Annotated in this window: 19 protein-coding genes; 8 read left to right on the forward strand and 11 right to left on the reverse strand. The window is 44.6% G+C overall.

Annotated elements, in window-relative coordinates; genetic code table 11:
• The first annotated feature begins 5 nt into the window (after positions 1–5).
• Positions 6–431: a GNAT family N-acetyltransferase gene (locus ACFODW_RS16375; RefSeq protein WP_390307866.1), complete on the forward strand. Its 426-nt coding sequence runs from the start codon at positions 6–8 to the stop codon at positions 429–431.
• A 151-nt stretch (positions 432–582) separates the two neighbouring features.
• Complete coding sequence (locus ACFODW_RS16380; protein WP_390307867.1) at positions 583–1,293, forward strand: YetF domain-containing protein; 711 nt, start codon at positions 583–585, stop codon at positions 1,291–1,293.
• Here the strand turns inward: ACFODW_RS16380 and ACFODW_RS16385 are convergent, their stop codons facing one another.
• Positions 1,294–1,557: a hypothetical protein gene (locus ACFODW_RS16385; RefSeq protein WP_390307868.1), complete on the reverse strand. Its 264-nt coding sequence runs from the start codon at positions 1,555–1,557 to the stop codon at positions 1,294–1,296.
• A 259-nt stretch (positions 1,558–1,816) separates the two neighbouring features.
• Here ACFODW_RS16385 and ACFODW_RS16390 point away from each other — a divergent pair, with 259 nt between their 5' ends.
• Positions 1,817–2,698, forward strand: a complete 882-nt coding sequence (locus tag ACFODW_RS16390; RefSeq protein ID WP_390307869.1) for a hypothetical protein — start codon at positions 1,817–1,819, stop codon at positions 2,696–2,698.
• A gap of 163 nt (positions 2,699–2,861) precedes the next feature.
• Positions 2,862–3,317, forward strand: a complete 456-nt coding sequence (locus ACFODW_RS16395) for a CotY/CotZ family spore coat protein (RefSeq protein ID WP_390307870.1) — start codon at positions 2,862–2,864, stop codon at positions 3,315–3,317.
• 139 nt (positions 3,318–3,456) lie between these two features.
• On the opposite strand, the gene ACFODW_RS16400 is transcribed toward ACFODW_RS16395, so the two are convergent.
• The gene (locus ACFODW_RS16400) at positions 3,457–3,954 is read right to left on the reverse strand and encodes a CotO family spore coat protein (RefSeq protein ID WP_390307871.1); all 498 of its coding nucleotides are present in this window, start codon (positions 3,952–3,954) and stop codon (positions 3,457–3,459) included.
• A 184-nt stretch (positions 3,955–4,138) separates the two neighbouring features.
• Complete coding sequence (mgtE, locus tag ACFODW_RS16405) at positions 4,139–5,521, reverse strand: magnesium transporter (protein WP_390307872.1); 1,383 nt, start codon at positions 5,519–5,521, stop codon at positions 4,139–4,141.
• Positions 5,522–5,724: 203 nt separating this feature from the next.
• Between mgtE and prpE the strand changes: the two genes are divergently transcribed.
• Positions 5,725–6,465 carry a bis(5'-nucleosyl)-tetraphosphatase PrpE gene (gene prpE, locus ACFODW_RS16410; RefSeq protein ID WP_390307873.1) on the forward strand — a complete coding sequence of 247 codons (741 nt, stop codon included), beginning with the start codon at positions 5,725–5,727 and terminating at the stop codon, positions 6,463–6,465.
• Here prpE and ACFODW_RS16415 read toward each other — a convergent pair.
• Genes ACFODW_RS16415 through ACFODW_RS16425 form a run of 3 tightly spaced genes read right to left on the reverse strand, consistent with a single transcriptional unit; the run spans position 6,446 to position 8,786 of the window.
• Positions 6,446–7,333 (reverse strand): RluA family pseudouridine synthase, encoded by an 888-nt coding sequence (locus ACFODW_RS16415; protein WP_390307874.1) that lies wholly within the window; start codon positions 7,331–7,333, stop codon positions 6,446–6,448. The genes prpE and ACFODW_RS16415 overlap by 20 nt on opposite strands.
• Before the next feature lie 13 nt (positions 7,334–7,346).
• Positions 7,347–8,150: an NAD kinase gene (locus ACFODW_RS16420; protein ID WP_390307875.1), complete on the reverse strand. Its 804-nt coding sequence runs from the start codon at positions 8,148–8,150 to the stop codon at positions 7,347–7,349.
• 27 nt (positions 8,151–8,177) lie between these two features.
• Complete coding sequence (locus tag ACFODW_RS16425; RefSeq protein ID WP_390307876.1) at positions 8,178–8,786, reverse strand: GTP pyrophosphokinase; 609 nt, start codon at positions 8,784–8,786, stop codon at positions 8,178–8,180.
• A gap of 135 nt (positions 8,787–8,921) precedes the next feature.
• On the opposite strand from ACFODW_RS16425, the gene ACFODW_RS16430 reads away from it, so the two are divergent.
• From ACFODW_RS16430 to ACFODW_RS16440, 3 genes are all read left to right on the forward strand, one after another.
• Entirely contained in the window at positions 8,922–9,494 is a 573-nt protein-coding gene (locus ACFODW_RS16430) for a CYTH domain-containing protein (protein WP_390307877.1), read from the forward strand.
• A gap of 153 nt (positions 9,495–9,647) precedes the next feature.
• Positions 9,648–10,034, forward strand: coding sequence for a globin domain-containing protein (locus ACFODW_RS16435; RefSeq protein WP_390307878.1), 387 nt, complete (start codon positions 9,648–9,650; stop codon positions 10,032–10,034).
• Positions 10,035–10,047: 13 nt separating this feature from the next.
• Positions 10,048–10,941 carry a ClpXP adapter SpxH family protein gene (locus ACFODW_RS16440; protein ID WP_390307879.1) on the forward strand — a complete coding sequence of 298 codons (894 nt, stop codon included), beginning with the start codon at positions 10,048–10,050 and terminating at the stop codon, positions 10,939–10,941.
• Between the two features lie 833 nt (positions 10,942–11,774).
• On the opposite strand, the gene pepF is transcribed toward ACFODW_RS16440, so the two are convergent.
• From pepF to ACFODW_RS16465, 5 genes are all read right to left on the reverse strand, one after another.
• Positions 11,775–13,583 carry an oligoendopeptidase F gene (gene pepF, locus ACFODW_RS16445; protein ID WP_390307956.1) on the reverse strand — a complete coding sequence of 603 codons (1,809 nt, stop codon included), beginning with the start codon at positions 13,581–13,583 and terminating at the stop codon, positions 11,775–11,777.
• Between the two features lie 106 nt (positions 13,584–13,689).
• Entirely contained in the window at positions 13,690–14,871 is a 1,182-nt protein-coding gene (locus ACFODW_RS16450) for a competence protein CoiA (protein WP_390307880.1), read from the reverse strand.
• A gap of 94 nt (positions 14,872–14,965) precedes the next feature.
• Positions 14,966–15,649 (reverse strand): adaptor protein MecA, encoded by a 684-nt coding sequence (gene mecA, locus ACFODW_RS16455; protein WP_390307881.1) that lies wholly within the window; start codon positions 15,647–15,649, stop codon positions 14,966–14,968.
• 320 nt (positions 15,650–15,969) lie between these two features.
• A complete protein-coding gene (gene spxA / locus ACFODW_RS16460; protein ID WP_390307882.1) occupies positions 15,970–16,365 on the reverse strand; it encodes a transcriptional regulator SpxA in 396 nt (131 codons plus the stop codon).
• Between the two features lie 376 nt (positions 16,366–16,741).
• Positions 16,742–17,335 carry a GNAT family N-acetyltransferase gene (locus ACFODW_RS16465; protein WP_390307883.1) on the reverse strand — a complete coding sequence of 198 codons (594 nt, stop codon included), beginning with the start codon at positions 17,333–17,335 and terminating at the stop codon, positions 16,742–16,744.
• Positions 17,336–17,394: the final 59 nt, after the last annotated feature.

Raw genomic sequence — 17,394 nt, forward strand, 5'->3', positions numbered from 1 at the left:
CTGGTATGAATATCAAGATAGTCGAAACTGAACAAGAAAAACAACAGGCATTCAAGGTAAGGACCACTGTTTTTATTGAAGAGCAGAAGGTGCCACCGGAAGAGGAAATAGACCAATACGATGAAACAGCAACCCATCTCATCGGCTATAACGAACAAGGCGAACCGGTTGCAGCGAGCAGGCTCCGGTTTGTAGACGAATTCGGCAAGCTTGAACGGATTTGTGTCCTTAAAGAAGAGCGGGGAAAATCCTATGGTGCTGAACTGATCAAAGCCATGGAGAGAATCATCGCAGAAAAAGGCGCCCGCAAATCAAAGCTGAACGCTCAAACGCACGCAGAAGGGTTTTACCAGCATCTTGGATACAGAACCATCTCCGGGGAGTTCCTGGACGCCGGCATTCCCCATGTGGCAATGATAAAGGATTTATAAACTTTTTCATAAATAAAGCTGAATTAAAACGCCTATATCGGGCGTTTTTTTTATTTTGAACGTCCACTTCCAAATTAAGATTATTTCCATGCATGACAGTTCGACATCCGGTTAAGCTAACATATGACTGTTTGAAAAGGGGCTGAACCGGATGCAGGCTTATATGGCCATGTTCTATGAGACCTTATTTGGCTTTGGTGCACTCTTTGTGCTGACAAAGGTCCTAGGGAAGACGCAGATTTCCCAGCTGACACCGTTTGACTTTATTTCAGCGTTAATATTAGGTGAGCTTGTCGGAAATGCCCTGTTTGACAAAAATGCAGGTATTCCGGAAATAGGTTTCGTCATCGCTTTATGGGGTGGTTTATTATACCTCACCGAAATCATTACAAATAGGTTTAAGCGCACTCGCCTGTTCCTCGAAGGAAGTCCGGATATTGTGATCTATCGCGGCAAGCTGATGAACGATGTGATGAAGAAAAACAACCTGGACATCAATCAGCTGCAAAGCTTGCTTCGGGCAAAGGATGTCTTTTCCTTGAGAGATGTAGAATTTGCCTTCATGGAAACAAATGGAAGTGTTTCGGTGTTGAAAAAATCAGACATGCAGACACCGACCCGCCAGGATATGAAGCTCTCCCCCCAGGAAGTTAATCTGGCTGTTACACTGGTAACGAATGGAGAGATCATCTATGATAATCTTAAAGAAAAAAACCTGACAGAAGAGTGGCTGATGGAAGAGCTGAGGGAGCAAGGCTACGACAAAGTGGAAGATGTATCACATGCAGAGTACGAGAAAGGAAAAGAACTTTTCATCCTCCCGTTTATTAACAGGAATCATGAAAAGTTCCACAAGAATTGACTATACAGTTTCATTTACTTTCGTGCCAGTGCCGGTTAACTCGGCGAAAACCCTTGTTGTATCAGCCTGCTCCCTTCTCTGGATAAAACCGCTTTTATAGGAACCCGGCTCAAGCCGTTCATACTCCTTGACTATTTCTTGGTGTCTTCTTTCCAATACGACTTTGAACGGCTTTTCCACCAAATGGGGAAGCCGTTTATTCTCTGTAAGGCGGTTCTGGTAATCCTGATATTGATAATGAGCAACAGGCAAAAGATACCCCATTTTTCCTCCCCCTTCATTGAATGCCAATACAGGCGCTAAGCCTTAAGGATTTGTTTCAATTTATATTATTCCCTTTTATATACCCTATTTCCTCTAAAAATATGCAAAAACAATTAAAATATTTTTATTTTTGGGTAATGAGGTCTGCCTGCCCTGGCTAGGAACAGCTCACCAATCAGGACTATACCCACCAGAATGGATCGTAATCTCTATCGTGACGGTCCCTTTCCCGTCCTCTTTCATTCTCGAGGTCTCTTTCGTGATGGTCTCTTCTGCGGCCTCTTTCTTCATCGTGGTCTCTGTCGTGATGGTCTCTTCTGCGGCCTCTTACGTCATCGTGATCTTTGTCGTCTCGGTCTCTTCTGCGGCCTCTTTCTTCATCGTGGTCTTTGTCGTCTCGGTCTCTTCTGCGGCCTCTTACGTCATCGTGATCTTTGTCGTCTCGGTCTCTTCTGCGGCCTCTTACGTCATCGTGATCTTTGTCGTCTCGGTCTCTTCTGCGGCTTCTTTCTTCATCGTGGTCTTTGTCGTCTCGGTCTCTTCTGCGGCCTCTTACGTCATCGTGATCTTTGTCGTCTCGGTCTCTTCTACGCCCTCTTACGTCATCGTGGTCTTTGTCGTCTCGGTCTCTTCTGCGGCCTCTTACGTCATCGTGATCTTTGTCGTGATGGTCTCTTCTACGGCCTCTTACGTCATCGTGGTCTTTGTCGTCTCGGTCTCTTCTGCGGCCTCTTACGTCATCGTGGTCTTTGTCGTCTCGGTCTCTTCTGCGGCCTCTTACGTCATCGTGGTCTTTGTCGTCTCGGTCTCTTCTGCGGCCTCTTACGTCATCATCGTGAAAATTTCTTCTACGTCTCCCACGACGGCGACGATCTCTATCCTCATCTCTTCTTGCCCTTCTTCGTTTCCTACGGCCGCAACGTTCGCTTCCTTCTCTAACCTCCTCTTTATGGTCCGTGTCTCCTCTTACATCCCTCTCTTTTCCTTTATTTCTATCTTCAACTTCTTCCCCTCGCACATCGCCGCAGCCACAGTCACGGTGGCGTCTTTTCCGGACAACTACATTTTCTGCTTCAATGTTCAGGTCTCTCACCCGAATTCTTCTTCTTCCCATTTATTTCACTCCCTTCTTTTCTACTGATTATCAGTTTATGTAGTTCCTTTCCGGCTGGTATGTTCAACAGCCTATGGAAAAATAGTTATTTACTTAATTAATATGGACGTGCGCCCACACAATACCCGGCTCCGCACATATCTTATTAAAGACAACTAAGTCAATTTCACCTTGAAAGGAGTAATAATTCATGGGTTGTGGAAAACACTTTGACACAGGTAATTGTGTCTGCGATATTCTAAAGGAAATTGAAGACGCTCAGAATGATATTGTGGAGAACTGCTGTGACACCAGCTGCGAACAGTCCATCAGTGATCTCTTGGGGGAGACAGATAATGGGAATGGTCTGGATACAGTTCCGGTTCTTCTCTACTGCAAGGACGGATGCAAACCATTTAAAGGCTTTGGGGCCCATCCACGGAATATTGAAAAGGTTAGAGGCAGCTTCTACTTCCGCGTAAAACATGTGGATGATGATTGCTGTGCAACATTAGAACTGCTGAGAGAATTCGGGGACGACGACAATCCGAAGAACCCAGTGGACCAGCAAACCGGCAAGCTTCGCGCTACAGGTATCTGCATAACTGTCGATCTCAACTGCTTCTGCCATGTTACCTGCCTGCCGGCAATAAATGCATTCGACTAAGCAAGGATGCAGCATAAGGTTATGAACTGCAGGAAAGCCTTCTAGATGAATCCATCATAGTTGCACTTTGGTACACCACAGCAGAACGCTGTGGTGTATTTTTTTATTAAAAAGAAGAACAGCTGAAGTACAGCTGTTCTCAAAACCCAATGATTCTTATATCCTTAATCTCTTCCATCGTTAGTTCCCTGCTCCGGTTACCTGTACGCATGTATACTATTCCATCCTTAACTTGAGTTATTATCCCCCGATGTCTTCTTTCCTCTGTCTTAACCTCGCATTTCTTTTTCGGTGTGAATTTCGGATCCTCCGCCAAATAATCGGCTTTTTCCGGAATGCTCATCTCTCTGAAGGACTTATTATTTTCCGAGCTGTCATCCTCATTAGCTTTTACCGGCTCTTTCTCCTTCTTCTGCTCAACCTCTTTGCCCATTTCTTCCAATGCCTTCTGTTCTTCCTCTAAAAAGTCTCCCCTTATCTTTGCGATGCTTGTATTCCCCTGTTCCTCTGATGCCACCTTCTCTGATTGGGCTTTTTTTGGCGTAGAGTAATCATATTGCATCTTCGCTTCCGGTCTGCCGATGGACGGCTGATGAATATACAGGAGCGGCTCTTTTGCAAATCTTCTCTTCCCCATAACTGATCTCTCCTTTAGTCAAAAGTACGTCTACTTAGTATATGAACCCAGAAATGTAATGTGTGCAGATGGCCAAGCGATCTGCAGGAACAAATAGTCTCAAGCAGCATAGAAGTGCTGCAGTTGGGTGCAGAATTCCTTATGTAAATAAAAAGGAACATCTCCCAACAGAGATGCTCCTTTTTTACACCAGCCAATTCATGAATGTAGTGGCCATACCGAAATATATTAATATGGAAATCAGATCATTTACCGTAGTAATAAACGGCCCGGATGCCACTGCCGGATCGATATGCAGGCGGTCCATCAGCATAGGAATAAGGGAACCCGCCAATGTAGCAACAATCAACGATCCAAAGATGGAGAATCCGACAAGCAGTCCGAGATAGATGTTCCCCTGCCACAGATAGACCACAACAGAAATGACCAGGCCGCAGACCGTTCCTGTAATCAGGCCGGTACCTGCTTCGCGGAGAATCAACTGGGCTTTTCCCTGCTTTCCGTAATCCCCATTAGCGAGGCCGCGGACAGCTACAGCAAGTGCCTGTGTACCAGTATTACCGGCCATACCGGCAATTAATGGAATAAAAATGGCGAGTACAGCGACCTGCTCCAGTGTTTCTTCAAACCTCCCGATCAGGCTTGCCGTCAACATGCCAAGGAACAGCAGAATAATGAGCCATGGAAGGCGCTTCCTCGCTGATACGAAAGCATTCTCGTCTTTCCTGTCCGTCTCAGAGACAGCTGCCAGCATGGAATAGTCTTCACTCGCCTCCTCTTCCATGACATCGAGGATATCATCGACAGTGATAATTCCAAGCAGATGATCTTGAAAATCGAGTACAGGAACAGCAAAGAAATCATAGTCCCGAAACATCTGGGCCACTTCTTCCTGATCCCTGCCGACTGACACTGCCACGATTTTTTCACTCATGACGTCTTCGATCAGATCATCATCATCGGCAATGATCAGATCACGGATCGAAATGACCCCGACCAGCCGCTTATCTTCGTCCAGTACATAGATATAGTAGATTGTTTCGGCATTGGGGGCGTCCTCTTTCAACTGCTTCATCGCTTCCCTGACGGTCTGTGTTTTTACAATGGCCACATACTCTGTAGTCATAATGCTTCCGGCTGTTTTTTCCTCATAATGGAGAAGCTTCTTAATGCCGTCGGCTGCTTCCTTATCCATGATGGTCAGAAAGCTCGCTACCTGATCCTTTTCCAGTTCATTCAGAATATCCACAGCATCATCGGCAGACATTTCCGCAAGCACCATGGAAGCATAACGAGGATCCATTTCCGTAAAATAATCGCCTGTCTCCTCAAGCTCCATACTTTCCATGATATCAGCAGTTTCTTCCGGGGAAAGATATGTGTATATCCGCATTCGCTGTTCTTGAGGCTGCTCAGTGAAGAACGTTGCTTGGTCGTAAGAATGCAGTTCCAGGAATTCTTCACGGAATTCTTCCATTGCCTGGCGATCCAATGCTTCCTTCAGCTGATTCCACTGTTCTTCATATAGTACTTCATATTCTTGTTCATATCTGTTGGTTGGTTCCATATGCAACACCCTCTCTAACGCGAAACTCGTGGGATAGGCCGACAACCAGGCCTGCTCCCCTTATTGTATACATGAAAATGAATTTAAGTGTAAAAATAATTGCATTCCGATAGAATAATGGCAACGGTAAAATAATATATATTAGCCTTTTCCCCAAAAGACTTTTATTTACCCTGAAAAATTAGAGCAAAGGTGGGATAACAATGAAGTATGACATAATAGGAGATATCCATGGTTGTTATGAAGAGCTTGTAGAACTCTTCGAAAAACTAGACTACCACATGCAGGACTCCATATATATTCATCCGAACGGAAGGATACCTGTTTTTATCGGAGACATCACCGATCGCGGCCCAGATTCGATCAGCTGTATTGAATTGATCACCACCATGGCAGCCAAAGGAAAAGCAAAGTATATACCCGGAAATCATTGTGACAAGCTCTATCGTTTCTTTTTAGGGAACAAGATCCAAATCAAACACGGACTTGAAACAACCGTGGAAGAATACCGCTCCCTTTCTCCCAGCCAGCAAGAAGAAGTAAAAAATGGGTTTATGTCCTTGTATGAACAAGCCCCATTATACCTTGAACTGGAAGAAGTAGAAGCAGTGGTCGCCCATGCTGGAATCAAGGAGTCTCTGATCGGCCGGACGGATAAGCGGGTTAAGTCCTTTGTCCTATATGGAGATACGACCGGTGAATTTTATCATGATGGCCGACCTGTTCGCCGTGACTGGGCACAGAATTACCGAGGGGAACGCTGGATTGTCTATGGGCATACACCTGTCCGCAAACCTAGAAAAGTCCACAAGACGATCAACATTGACACCGGATGTGTATTCGGCAATGCCCTTACCGCCTTCCGCCTGCCGGAAGAAGAAATCGTATCCGTGCCTTCCCGTCAGCCATTTATCGAAGAGAAGTTTAGCTATTTTGACGATTGACAAGCATTGCTATTTCCTCAGGAATCATCGAAGTAAAGCTCAGTTCTTCCTGTGTCAGCGGGTGGTTGAAAACCAATTGATGGCAATGCAATGCCTGGCGGCCAATCAGGCCAGTACTTCCCCCATATAAGTCATCTCCAGCAAGCGGATGGCCGAGATGGGCGAAATGCACCCGGATTTGGTGCGTCCTGCCCGTCTCGAGCTTCACCTCCGCCAGGGAATGTTGTTCATGGGAGGAAAGCAGCCGGTAATGGGTCACCGCTCTTTTTCCCTCTGGTGCGACGGTCCGTTCAATGATGGAACCCTTTTTTCTATCAATGGGTAAATCGATGGTTCCTTCTTTCCTTTCAAGCAACCCTTCTACAACCGCACAGTACCTCCGATGCACCTTCCCAGTTTTCTGGGAAACGGCAAGCAGGGAGTGGCTCAGCCTGTGTTTGGCGATGAGCATAAGCCCGGATGTATCCCTGTCCAAGCGGGTTACCACATGGATGGTATACGGTATATCATTTTTTTGGTAGTATGCTAGAAGGCCGTTGGCAATTGAATATTTAGGATGGTTTACAGAAGGCATGACCGGTGTTCCGGCCGGTTTATCCACTACGATAATATCCTCGTCTTCGTAAATAATAGCTATATCCATCTCTATAGGCTGCAGATTCTCTCCGACCACCTCTCGAGGTAAGCTGATTTCCAATTCATCACCGGCTGATAATACGAAACGCACCGTCTGCCGCCTACCGTTTACGGTAATTTCTCCGCCATCAAATTTAACAGCCTTCAAGATGGAGCGGGAAAAGCCATGTACCTTCTGTAGATAATCACGGATCACCAACCCCGAATACTGTTCATCTATCTGCCATCTCATCTGCCATCAATCCTTATAATTCCTCATCATCTGAAATAAATGATTCACGCACCCTGTCCCAGAAAGGGAACGGACGGAATCTGGCAAAACGCACCCGCTCTTCAGCCACCCGGCACTGGATCGATTTCACATCCGAAAAGGTGGAGGTCACATGGTCGATGGAGATAAGAAAACTTTTATCGACCATCGGCTTCAGCAGGCATGTATGATGGTTGGGCAGGATCAGCGGCGAACCGATCGTACGGAAGACACGATTATTAATCGATGCCATTTCTGTCAGCTGGATGGCTTCAATCGAAGGATGGATAATCCCCCCGCCAAGCGCCTTATTATAGGCGGTACTTCCAGATGGAGTAGAAATGCACAACCCATCTCCACGGAATGTTTCAAAGTGATCGCCCTTTATCTGAACATCAAACACAACCGAGCCTTCCGCTGTCTTGATCATCGATTCATTCAGGGCAAGATAACGGTCCTCTTTTCCGGATTTCGGCCGGATAATCACTTCCAGCAATGGGTATTCAACAATCTGGAAAGGGGTTTTCGCAATTTCTATAATCAGTTTCTCCACCTCATCCGGTGTCCAGTCGGCATAAAAACCAAGGTGCCCAGTATGTACGCCGATAAAAGCTGTCGACTCCAGTCTGTGATTATATCGGTGAAATGCCTCCAGGAAAGTCCCATCGCCTCCTACCGAGATGACCAAATCCGGTTCTTCCCTGTCATATTCCAAACCGAACTCGATTAAATACTGCTTCATGGTTGCTTTGATTTTTTGTGATCTTTCGTCTCCTCTTGATACAATTTTGAATTTCATGACGGCTGCCTCTCCCTCCCGCTGATTCTATTTCCGGTGAAAAATCCGCTGCGCTTCTTGTACTTCATTCTTGATTTTAGACATTTCTTCATCCAATTTGAAGGCTGCCTCTGCAGCACGCTGCAGCCTTTCCTTAATTTCCTTCGGTATGCTTCCTTGATACTTATAATTCAAGGAATGCTCGTTAGTCGCCCAGAAATTCATCGCTAGTGTACGCACTTGAATCTCTGCAAGGATAATCTTCATCCCGTCGATGGTCTCTACGGGATATTCGACGATTATATGATAGGAGCGGTAACCGCTGTCTTTTTTATGGGAAATATAATCCTTTTCAGCAACTACTCTCATATCACGGCGCAGGTGTATCATATCCACTACTGTATAGATATCATCAACAAACTGGCAGACCACCCGCACTCCTGCGATATCCTGCATTTCCTTTTCCAATTTCTCGATAGGAATCTTCCGGCGCTCTGCTTTCTCTAAAATACTTGCTACCGGTTTGACCCTGCCAGTGATAAATTCAATCGGGGAATGCCTTTTTTCATGCTCGAATTGCGACCGCATCCCTTTGAGTTTAACTTTCAGTTCTTCCACAACCTGCCTGTAAGGTGCCAGCGTTGCTTCCCAGTTCACATTCAACACCGCCTCAAATTCTTGTCAGATACATTTTATCACAACATAAGCAAATTCCTAACCATTGCATATTCAGTCCAATTTCGCCATAATCAATAATAACCTACTTTGCAATGAATTTGGAGGTAAATTTTAGTGGCACAAGAAATAGAAATAGAGTATAAAAATCTACTGACAAAGGACGAATTCCAACGTCTGCTGGCCAGGCTCCCTTTTCCCGAATCAGGGAGCACTCAAACAAACCATTACTTTGAAACCGCCGACTTTGATTTGAAAGAGCATGGAAGTGCACTACGAATCCGGGAGAAAGGCGGAAAATATCGCCTGACATTGAAAGAACCGCATGCTGACGGGCTGCTGGAAACCCATGACGATCTTACGAAAGAAGAGGCTGACGGATGGCTTGAAGGAAACATCATCGCCAAACCCCATGTAGCCGGGCAACTGAAAGAAAAGGGAATCAGACATGAAGATTTGAAGTATTGCGGCAGTTTGGCCACAAACCGGCGGGAGATTGAATATGAAGGTGTACTGCTAGTCCTGGATCACAGCACATATAATAGAAGAGAAGATTACGAACTGGAACTGGAAGCACCTTCAAAAGAGCTGGGGACTGCCAGGTTTGAGCAATTGCTGAAGGAGCATCAAATCAAACGGCGGAACACACCGAATAAGATCCAACGCTTTTTTGAGAGTTTGAATCCATAGCAGCTCCTAGGGCTGTCAATCAGATAAGTTGCCCAAGCACCTTTACGTTGCTAAAATATATAGTACAACAAAGAGGAGAATATACCTATAGACATGGGAGGCTTCTAAACTTCCGTTAATCTCCGCTTTGGGCAACGATAAGGAGAATGAAATATGACTCATACAGAACACGGTACCATTTATGAAGCCATCGGCGGTGCCGAAACAATAAATAAACTGGTTACAGCTTTTTACACAAGAGTGGGCAGGCATCCTTCCCTTACACCGATATTCCCCGATGATCTGACGGAAACAGCGAGAAAACAGGAATTGTTTCTTACCCAATTCTTCGGCGGGCCAAGGCTCTATGAAGAAGAGCGTGGCCATCCGATGATGAGACGAAGGCACCTGCCCTTTCCGATTACACCGGAGCGCCGGGATGCATGGCTTGCATGCATGGAAGAAGCATTAATAGAAGCAGGAATCGAAGACCCCTATCGTTCAGCCATTTTTGAAAGGTTAACAATGACAGCCAATCACATGATGAACACACCAGAATGAAAGGAGAATCGATGTGAGCTGGAATCAAACTGGGCTCAGGAGTTCAAACCGCACCCAAATATCGGAGAACTACAACTTCCTTGATTTGCTCCAGAAGCCGATCGAGATGTACGTGTTCATTGATCCCCTCTGTCCGGAATGTTGGTCTCTGGAACCTTACCTGAAGAAGCTGTCAATCGAATATGGACGTTTTTTCACATTACGCCCCATCATCAGCGGCCACCTGAATTCGTTGAATAAAGATCAATTCGACCAGCCGCGGAGGATGAGAGACATCTGGGAAAAAACATCGAAACGCACCGGAATGTGCTGTGACGGTGACTTGTGGATCGAGAATCCTGTTTCCTATCCATGGATCGCTTCTCTGGCTATTAAAGCGGCTGAACTGCAAGGCAAAAAGGCAGGAAGAATCTTCTTGCGCAAACTGCAGGAGAATGTTTTCTTGAAAAAGAAAGATATTTCAGATGAACTCGTTCTCATTCAATGTGCCAAAGAAGCAAGGCTCGATGTATCAGAATTTCGGGATGACCTACACTCCCAATCCGCCAAAAAGGCCTTTCAATGTGACGTCACCTTAACAAGAGAAATGGACGTTGACTATATTCCGACCATCGTTTTCTTCAATCAGCTGGTTGAAGAAGAAGGAATTAAAATATCCGGTCTGTATCCATATGATATCTATGTACGCGTCCTTAGTGAAATACTGCAGAAATCCCCGATACCATCCGAAAAGCCGCCTTTGGAAGATTTCATGTCCTTCTATGGCACGGTAGGTGATAAGGAAATCTCTGTTGTCTATGACTGGAGCGAAGCAAAAACAGAACGGGAGATGAAAAAACTCCAACTGCGCCAGAAAGTGGATCGGATTCCTGTAAAGTACGGCTCCTTCTGGAAATATACGGGATGAAAGAATGTTATTATCTTGGGCCTGCCGCTAAAACGGCTGGCGCAAGTTTTTTTATGGAGTAAGAAGATAGTAAAGTTCAAGAGTCACTCCACGGCTTTAACCGTATGGAAGGTAAATAAAATTATATAGGATGAGTCTCAGAGATGATATATAAGAAGAGTTGAAAGTGTTGACGCACAAGCAGTTCCTTTGTCGCAGCTGTTCCTGTAACCTTTCACTGTCGAGGATGCTGGTCTTGGAGACCGTGGCCATGGTTCGTAAACCAAAAAGAAAAGGATACACGGGGCAGCGTGTATCCTTTATCTCTCTTTGTATTCATACAAAGGGGGATGGGAGAAAGTTTCATGATCAAACAAAGGGGTTTTTGTTTGTTTTGAACTTACATTGTAATAATAACAACTTTATTTTTAATAATCAACCGTCATGTTCTTACTTTCACAAATCTGTCACTTCTAATTCTAAATTATAACACATAGAGTATATTAAACTTGAAGAATTGTTGAGGGGTGTTATAAATGCGGGATTTCCTTCCTGTTTTTTTTCTTTTCCTTACATTTTTTGCTCTTATTCTCAATCTCTTCGGCTTGATGCAGATTATCCCTATCTACCTCACTCTCCCGATTCTTTTTCTGTCCATTTATCTAACCCTTTATTCCTTCACCCATAAAAGGGCCTATCGAGGCAGCCGCTGACTAGCGGCTGTTTTTTTAGGAAACGACCGTTAATAGGCTGGACTTGATCTTCTCCGCTGCGTTGCCTGAATTTGTTTGCGGCAGATTCCCAGCCTGAAAAAACCGGACAGGCCCCTTCGGCCTAGTCCGGTTTTCATTTTATTACAGCAGCATATTCTCCATTTCCTTAAGCTTTTCTTCGAATACAGCTAAAGCGTCAAGTATTGGCTGTTTGGAGGTCATATCAACCCCAGCCTTTTTAAGCACTTCAATCGGATAGTCACTATTTCCGGCTTTCAGGAAGTCAATATATCGTTCCACCGTCCCATCCTTTTCTTCAAGGATGCCGTTGGCCAAGGCCGTTGCTGCAGAATATCCTGTTGCATACTGATAAACATAATAGTTCATATAGAAATGCGGAATTCGGGCCCATTCAAGACCGATCTCTTCATCAGAAACAACCTCGTCACCGAAGTACTTCTTATTCAGATCATAATAGATCTCTGTCAGCTTCTCGGCGGTCATTGCCTCCCCTTCCTGCATGCGCTTATGGATATCATGCTCGAATTCGGCAAACATTGTTTGGCGGAAAACCGTACCTCTGAAACCTTCCAGAAAATGGTTCAGGATATACAGTTTCTGTTTTTCATCATCCAGGTTATTCAACAGATAATCGTTCAACAGCGCCTCATTGGTCGTAGATGCCACTTCCGCCACAAAAATGGAATAATTGCCATAGCGGAAAGGCTGGTTCTTCCTTGTATAATAGCTGTGAACGGAGTGGCCCAGTTCATGGGCAAGAGTAAATGTGTCATTGAGATTATTTTGCCAGTTCAGCAGAATGTATGGATTTGTACCATACGCCCCAGAAGAATAAGCTCCACTGCGCTTGCCTTTATTCTCTTCCACATCAATCCAACGGTTGTCATAGCCTTCTTTGACAATGTCCACGTATTCCTGCCCCAACGGTTTTAAGCCCTCCAGCACATATTCCTGTGCCTTCTCATAAGGAATTTTCATATCCGCATCTTGGACTAGCGGCGTGTAAAGGTCATACATATGCAGTTCTTCCACATCAAGCACTTTCTTGCGCAGTTTTGTGTAGCGATGCAGCAGATGGAGATTGTCATTTACCGCTTCCACTAGGTTGTCGTATACCTGCTCTGGGATATTGTTGCCATCCAGTGCCGCCTGGCGCGCTGATTCATAATTGCGGATTTTCGCATTGAAATTATGCTGTTTGACCCCGCCTGTCAAAGTGGAAGCAAACGTATTTTTAAAGCTTCCGTATGTTTCATACATGGCTTTGAATGCGCTCTCCCTCACACTGCGGTCCTGCGATTCGAGGAAGCGGATGTACCGGCCATGTGTCAGATCCTCCTCTTCCCCGTTTTCATTCTTGATGGTCGGGAACGTCAAATCAGCATTATTCAGCATACTGAATGTCTGAGAAGCATTGGACATTGGTTCTGAGGCCTCTGCGAGCAGTGCTTCTTCTTTCTCACTCAATATATGTGGTCGCTGCCGGTTTATTTCATCCAGTGTCTTCCGGTATTCTTTCAGCCCTTCATTTTCTTCCAGGAATCTTTTCAGTTTATCTTCATCCATCGAAAGGATTTCCGGAACAATGAAGCTCATCGCACTGGATGCCTTGGTCAGGACGTTCTCCGCTTGGGCGTTCAATCCCTGGTAAAAAGAATTGGTTGTATCCTGGTCATAACGCATGTGTGCGTATGTAAACAGCTTGCCCAACCGTTCAGATAATCTATCTTGGAGTTTCAGCACGTCGTACAGAGTTTGGGCGGATTCACCAAGTTTTCCCTGGTATTCCTCGATCTGCGGTATATCGTTCTGAAGGCTTTTGAATTCAGCCTGCCAGTCTTCATCCGTGGTAAAGATATCTTCCAGCCTCCATGTACGGTCATGAGGCACTTCACTTCGTTTTGGTAATTCCTTTGCAGCCACAGTAATTCCTCCTTTTACTCGTCCTATTCAATAGTATTCTTGATATGGCATAAAATTCCTGCAAGAAATGCCCTATTTTCTTAGTATAACGAATAAAGAAGGAATCATGCTTTCATTTTGCCTTTTGCCGATTTGAGAGGACTTCCATCAACTCGTCATCGCCGGCTACCGCCTGTTCAATATGCGAGTAGTATTCTACCTGTCGGAACTTACGGTAAACTCCCTGGCGAACCTGAGAAAGAAGGCCGGCTTCAACCAGAAGTTGGAGATACTCGAGTACCGGATCGCCCGGTGTTTTGATCAGAGGAAATTGGCTGGGGGAAGTCTTATTTAATCGAACAAATTGCTGGCAGTGCTGGAGGGTGAATTCTTTCTCCTGAGGGAGCGGAGCAATCAAATCAATCAACAGCCGGCTCTGCCAATTCCACGGGGGGCTGTTCATCAAATACTGGGAAGGCACGGGAAGATGGACCAATGATGGCAACTGTTCAACATGCTTCCCTTTCAAATACAGCCATTGATGCCAAGCCAATTCTTTTCCATGCAATTGCCTGTTTTTCCTCACACGGAACCGGTATTTTTCCCTCTTCCATAAAGAGAATAATCTCTGTTGTGAATATACTTTAACGCGGAAGATGTCTGGCAGTCTCAACTTATCAAGGCGTTCCTGGCTGAATTTTCCTATTGCCAGCCCGGCTGATGTAAAATAGATATCCTGGAACATAATGAATTGGAGGGTATGAGGGCAAAAGTAGAATAAAGTGAGCGGAAAGTCAGAGGAGAATTTGTGGGCAAGGTGGATGGAGAAATGGTCGATTTGGAGATGTTCGGCTGTCTTCCGTTTCATGCGATTCTCCCCGAGAATCCAGATTGGGATGATGCCTTTCTGAATATATCCCTTGTTTCTGGAGTAAATCTGTTTCTCGGAAATCCTGGCACATTGATACTCCATGGCAATCTGTCTGCCATTAATCGTAAGAAGCAGATCCGGCCGCTGCTTGATATTCGGTAGATATGCTTCCAATTCCACCTCCAGATGCTGTGCATGAAGCCAACGGTACAAGAGGCGCTTTCCCTTTTCGTGATACATCCCCTCTCCGCCTACGCTGGATGGGCAGTTTCTTACAGATTGGTGGGCAAAATGGGGAATGACCTTAGGTCCAGCTTTGATGATGACCGGTTTGCTGCACGACGGGCAGTAAAACACACCTGTCCGTTTCCATGTATCTATTTCTTTTCGCGAACATGCCGCAAGATTCACTGCTATTCCTTGTTCAGAAATGGCCTGCAGCATATATTCACCACCTCCTTCCTTCTATATATTCTCCTGGGAGGTCAGTAAATCCTGCTTGAAACAAAAAAAATAGACACCCAATCTAACTGAGTGTCTATACATTAACCGGAAAATGGGCCCTTACTTGGGCAAATGTGTCTTGTTCGAAGATTACCTTCCCATACTCTTCCAGCATGTGAATCGTAACATCGGAGTCGTCAGCAAATTCCAGAACCATACTGATGACATCTTCCTGAAGTTTGTCATCCATCAAGTCCGGTGAGAACTCCAGGAATAGATAGTAGTTGTCTTTAAAGTGATAAAGTGTTTCTTCCTTGCTACCATCGAAGCCTTCCATTCGGTGACTCAACTGAATGACGTCCTCAAAGTCCTTGAACCCGACAATCAACCACATATTGTCTTCCTTCATATCTTCGGGATCATCCAATTCGGTCTTCCCATATTTATCTTCTAAAATATTCTCTATATTTTTATCTACAGGCACATCCACCGTTTCGCCATCTTCTGTCGGAAGCTCGATGTTCTCGCCATCCTTGGATACCTGGGCCTTCGTAACCACGATTTCCAATCCCTTATCCAACGCTTGCACTTGGATCCACAATGGACCCTCTACAGAAAAATCTTCCTTGTAGTTCAGCTCATCCATCATCTGCCAGAAGAGCTGTTCACTACGCTCACGGTTGTACCAGATTTCTTCGCGTTCAAACCCTCTGTCCTCGATATCAATGTAGGAAATATAAAATTTGACGGTGTTTTCATTGATTCTCTCTATTTCCATTCTTGTTCCTCTCCCTTCTTAAATAATGGTGGAAGAGACACTTTCACCTTATTTTTATATCTATAGCGTGGACAATTTCTTATCTATTCATTACCCGTTCTAAAACATATCTAACCATAACCGATTATATTCACAGTATATGAAAACTACGGTCCATCTGGAAAGGAATATGCCTATAATAGAAGAGTTAGTTTTATATTTTACCCCATAACCTCTAATTTGTCACCCTTTGTCCTTATAAAATTTCAGACAAAATAAAAACACAGCCCTCACCAGGAATCTGCGTTTTTAATAGGAAATATTAAACTAAGTATATGTGGTTAATTAACCAACCGCTGGGCTTCCCGCAATTGGAAGGTGCGAACCGTTCTCGGCAGGAACCGGCGGATTTCATCTTCATTATAACCAACCTGCAGGCGCTTCTCATCCAGGATGATCGGCCTTCTCAACAGACCAGGATTATTTTGGATCAAATTGAATAGATCTTTCAACGGAAGCTGGTCGAGATCAACGTCTAATTTCTGAAAGACCTTGGATCGGGTAGATATGATTTCATCCGTACCATCTTCAGTCATTCTCAAGATCTCCTTGATCTCATCCAATGTCAGCGGCTCCGAGAAGATATTCCGCTCCTTGAATTCGATCTCATGTTTTTCCAGCCAAGCCTTTGCTTTTCTGCATGATGTGCAACTTGGTGAGGTATAAAGTGTTACCATGTAACTTCACTCCTCATTCTATATAGATGGTTATCAACATTCAACTATTTTACAGATTAAAATAACTTTAAATAACCTTTATGTAAATTATACTACATTTGTCAAATGAAAGGTAGAGGTACAATAAAAAATCAGGTTATTTTTACATGTTACAGCTCATTGAATGCTTTAATTGTAACATACCCCATTTCTATCTTCTTAAACAACATTATTCTAAAAAAAATACTGCCCCCGTTCTCTTTCCTTGTCATGACAGGCTTTTTCCATGAAAACGATCTCGGTTTCCTTCAAAAAATCACGATTCAAAATCTAATCAAACTTTAAAAACAACCCCGCACCGAGACTAACCGGCGGGGGCTGCTTCCTTTTATCTTATTTATGCTTTTTCAGGTACGTTCAGATTTTCCAGTATGTCATCGCATTCCCTGTTTTCGTCAAAGCTTAACACTTCATCTGCTTTTTGATAAGCTCTGCCGTATATCTCTTCATCCTTATAAGTATGGATGTCTTCGTACATTTTTCTCATTTGCTTGAAAATCAAATCTTCAGATTCATCATTTGGAGACCAGTACAATATCTCCAGCGGGGTTTCTTCGTTAGTTGCCAGCGACCGGCGTGTATAGCCGATGGCCTGCGCATGGGTAAATCCTTCCCTGCGATAAAAGTGGAGTCTTTTCTCGGTGTCGGAGTCGTCATAATCAATCGGTTCGACTTCCAGAATGATCGGTTTGTTTTTCTCTTTCAACTTCTCCATAAGCTTGTGCCCGATGCCTTGCCCCCTGGTATCGGCTGAAACCCAAACATAATCAATAAAGATGAAGGTTTCGAATTCGGCGTACATCATCACATGCTGCGGGCTTTCATCCTTGAAGTATACGTCCCCTTTTTCCTCGAGGAGCCGTTCCATATGCTCCCTGGACTTCATTTCTTCTACCGGAAAATACTCTTTCAGCTTTTCATACCAGTTCATTGATCTACTCCTTATTTTTAGTAGTCGTTTTCATTATAACGGGGATATTTAACTTTGTT

It is taken from the genome of Virgibacillus sediminis (assembly GCF_042643265.1).
In the GTDB taxonomy this organism is placed as follows: Bacteria; Bacillota; Bacilli; order Bacillales; family Amphibacillaceae; genus Virgibacillus_O; species Virgibacillus_O sediminis.

Coding starts and splice junctions, on each gene's coding strand:
- mecA (WP_390307881.1), bottom strand. CDS start 15,649: ATGGAAATAGAGAGAATCAATGAAAACACCGTCAAATTTTATATTTCC.
- ACFODW_RS16400 (WP_390307871.1), bottom strand. CDS start 3,954: ATGGGGAAGAGAAGATTTGCAAAAGAGCCGCTCCTGTATATTCATCAG.
- ACFODW_RS16375 (WP_390307866.1), top strand. CDS start 6: ATGAATATCAAGATAGTCGAAACTGAACAAGAAAAACAACAGGCATTC.
- ACFODW_RS16395 (WP_390307870.1), top strand. CDS start 2,862: ATGGGTTGTGGAAAACACTTTGACACAGGTAATTGTGTCTGCGATATT.
- ACFODW_RS16435 (WP_390307878.1), top strand. CDS start 9,648: ATGACTCATACAGAACACGGTACCATTTATGAAGCCATCGGCGGTGCC.
- ACFODW_RS16415 (WP_390307874.1), bottom strand. CDS start 7,333: ATGAGATGGCAGATAGATGAACAGTATTCGGGGTTGGTGATCCGTGAT.
- ACFODW_RS16385 (WP_390307868.1), bottom strand. CDS start 1,557: ATGGGGTATCTTTTGCCTGTTGCTCATTATCAATATCAGGATTACCAG.
- spxA (WP_390307882.1), bottom strand. CDS start 16,365: ATGGTAACACTTTATACCTCACCAAGTTGCACATCATGCAGAAAAGCA.
- prpE (WP_390307873.1), top strand. CDS start 5,725: ATGAAGTATGACATAATAGGAGATATCCATGGTTGTTATGAAGAGCTT.
- ACFODW_RS16380 (WP_390307867.1), top strand. CDS start 583: ATGCAGGCTTATATGGCCATGTTCTATGAGACCTTATTTGGCTTTGGT.
- mgtE (WP_390307872.1), bottom strand. CDS start 5,521: ATGGAACCAACCAACAGATATGAACAAGAATATGAAGTACTATATGAA.
- ACFODW_RS16450 (WP_390307880.1), bottom strand. CDS start 14,871: ATGCTGCAGGCCATTTCTGAACAAGGAATAGCAGTGAATCTTGCGGCA.
- ACFODW_RS16420 (WP_390307875.1), bottom strand. CDS start 8,150: ATGAAATTCAAAATTGTATCAAGAGGAGACGAAAGATCACAAAAAATC.
- ACFODW_RS16465 (WP_390307883.1), bottom strand. CDS start 17,335: ATGAACTGGTATGAAAAGCTGAAAGAGTATTTTCCGGTAGAAGAAATG.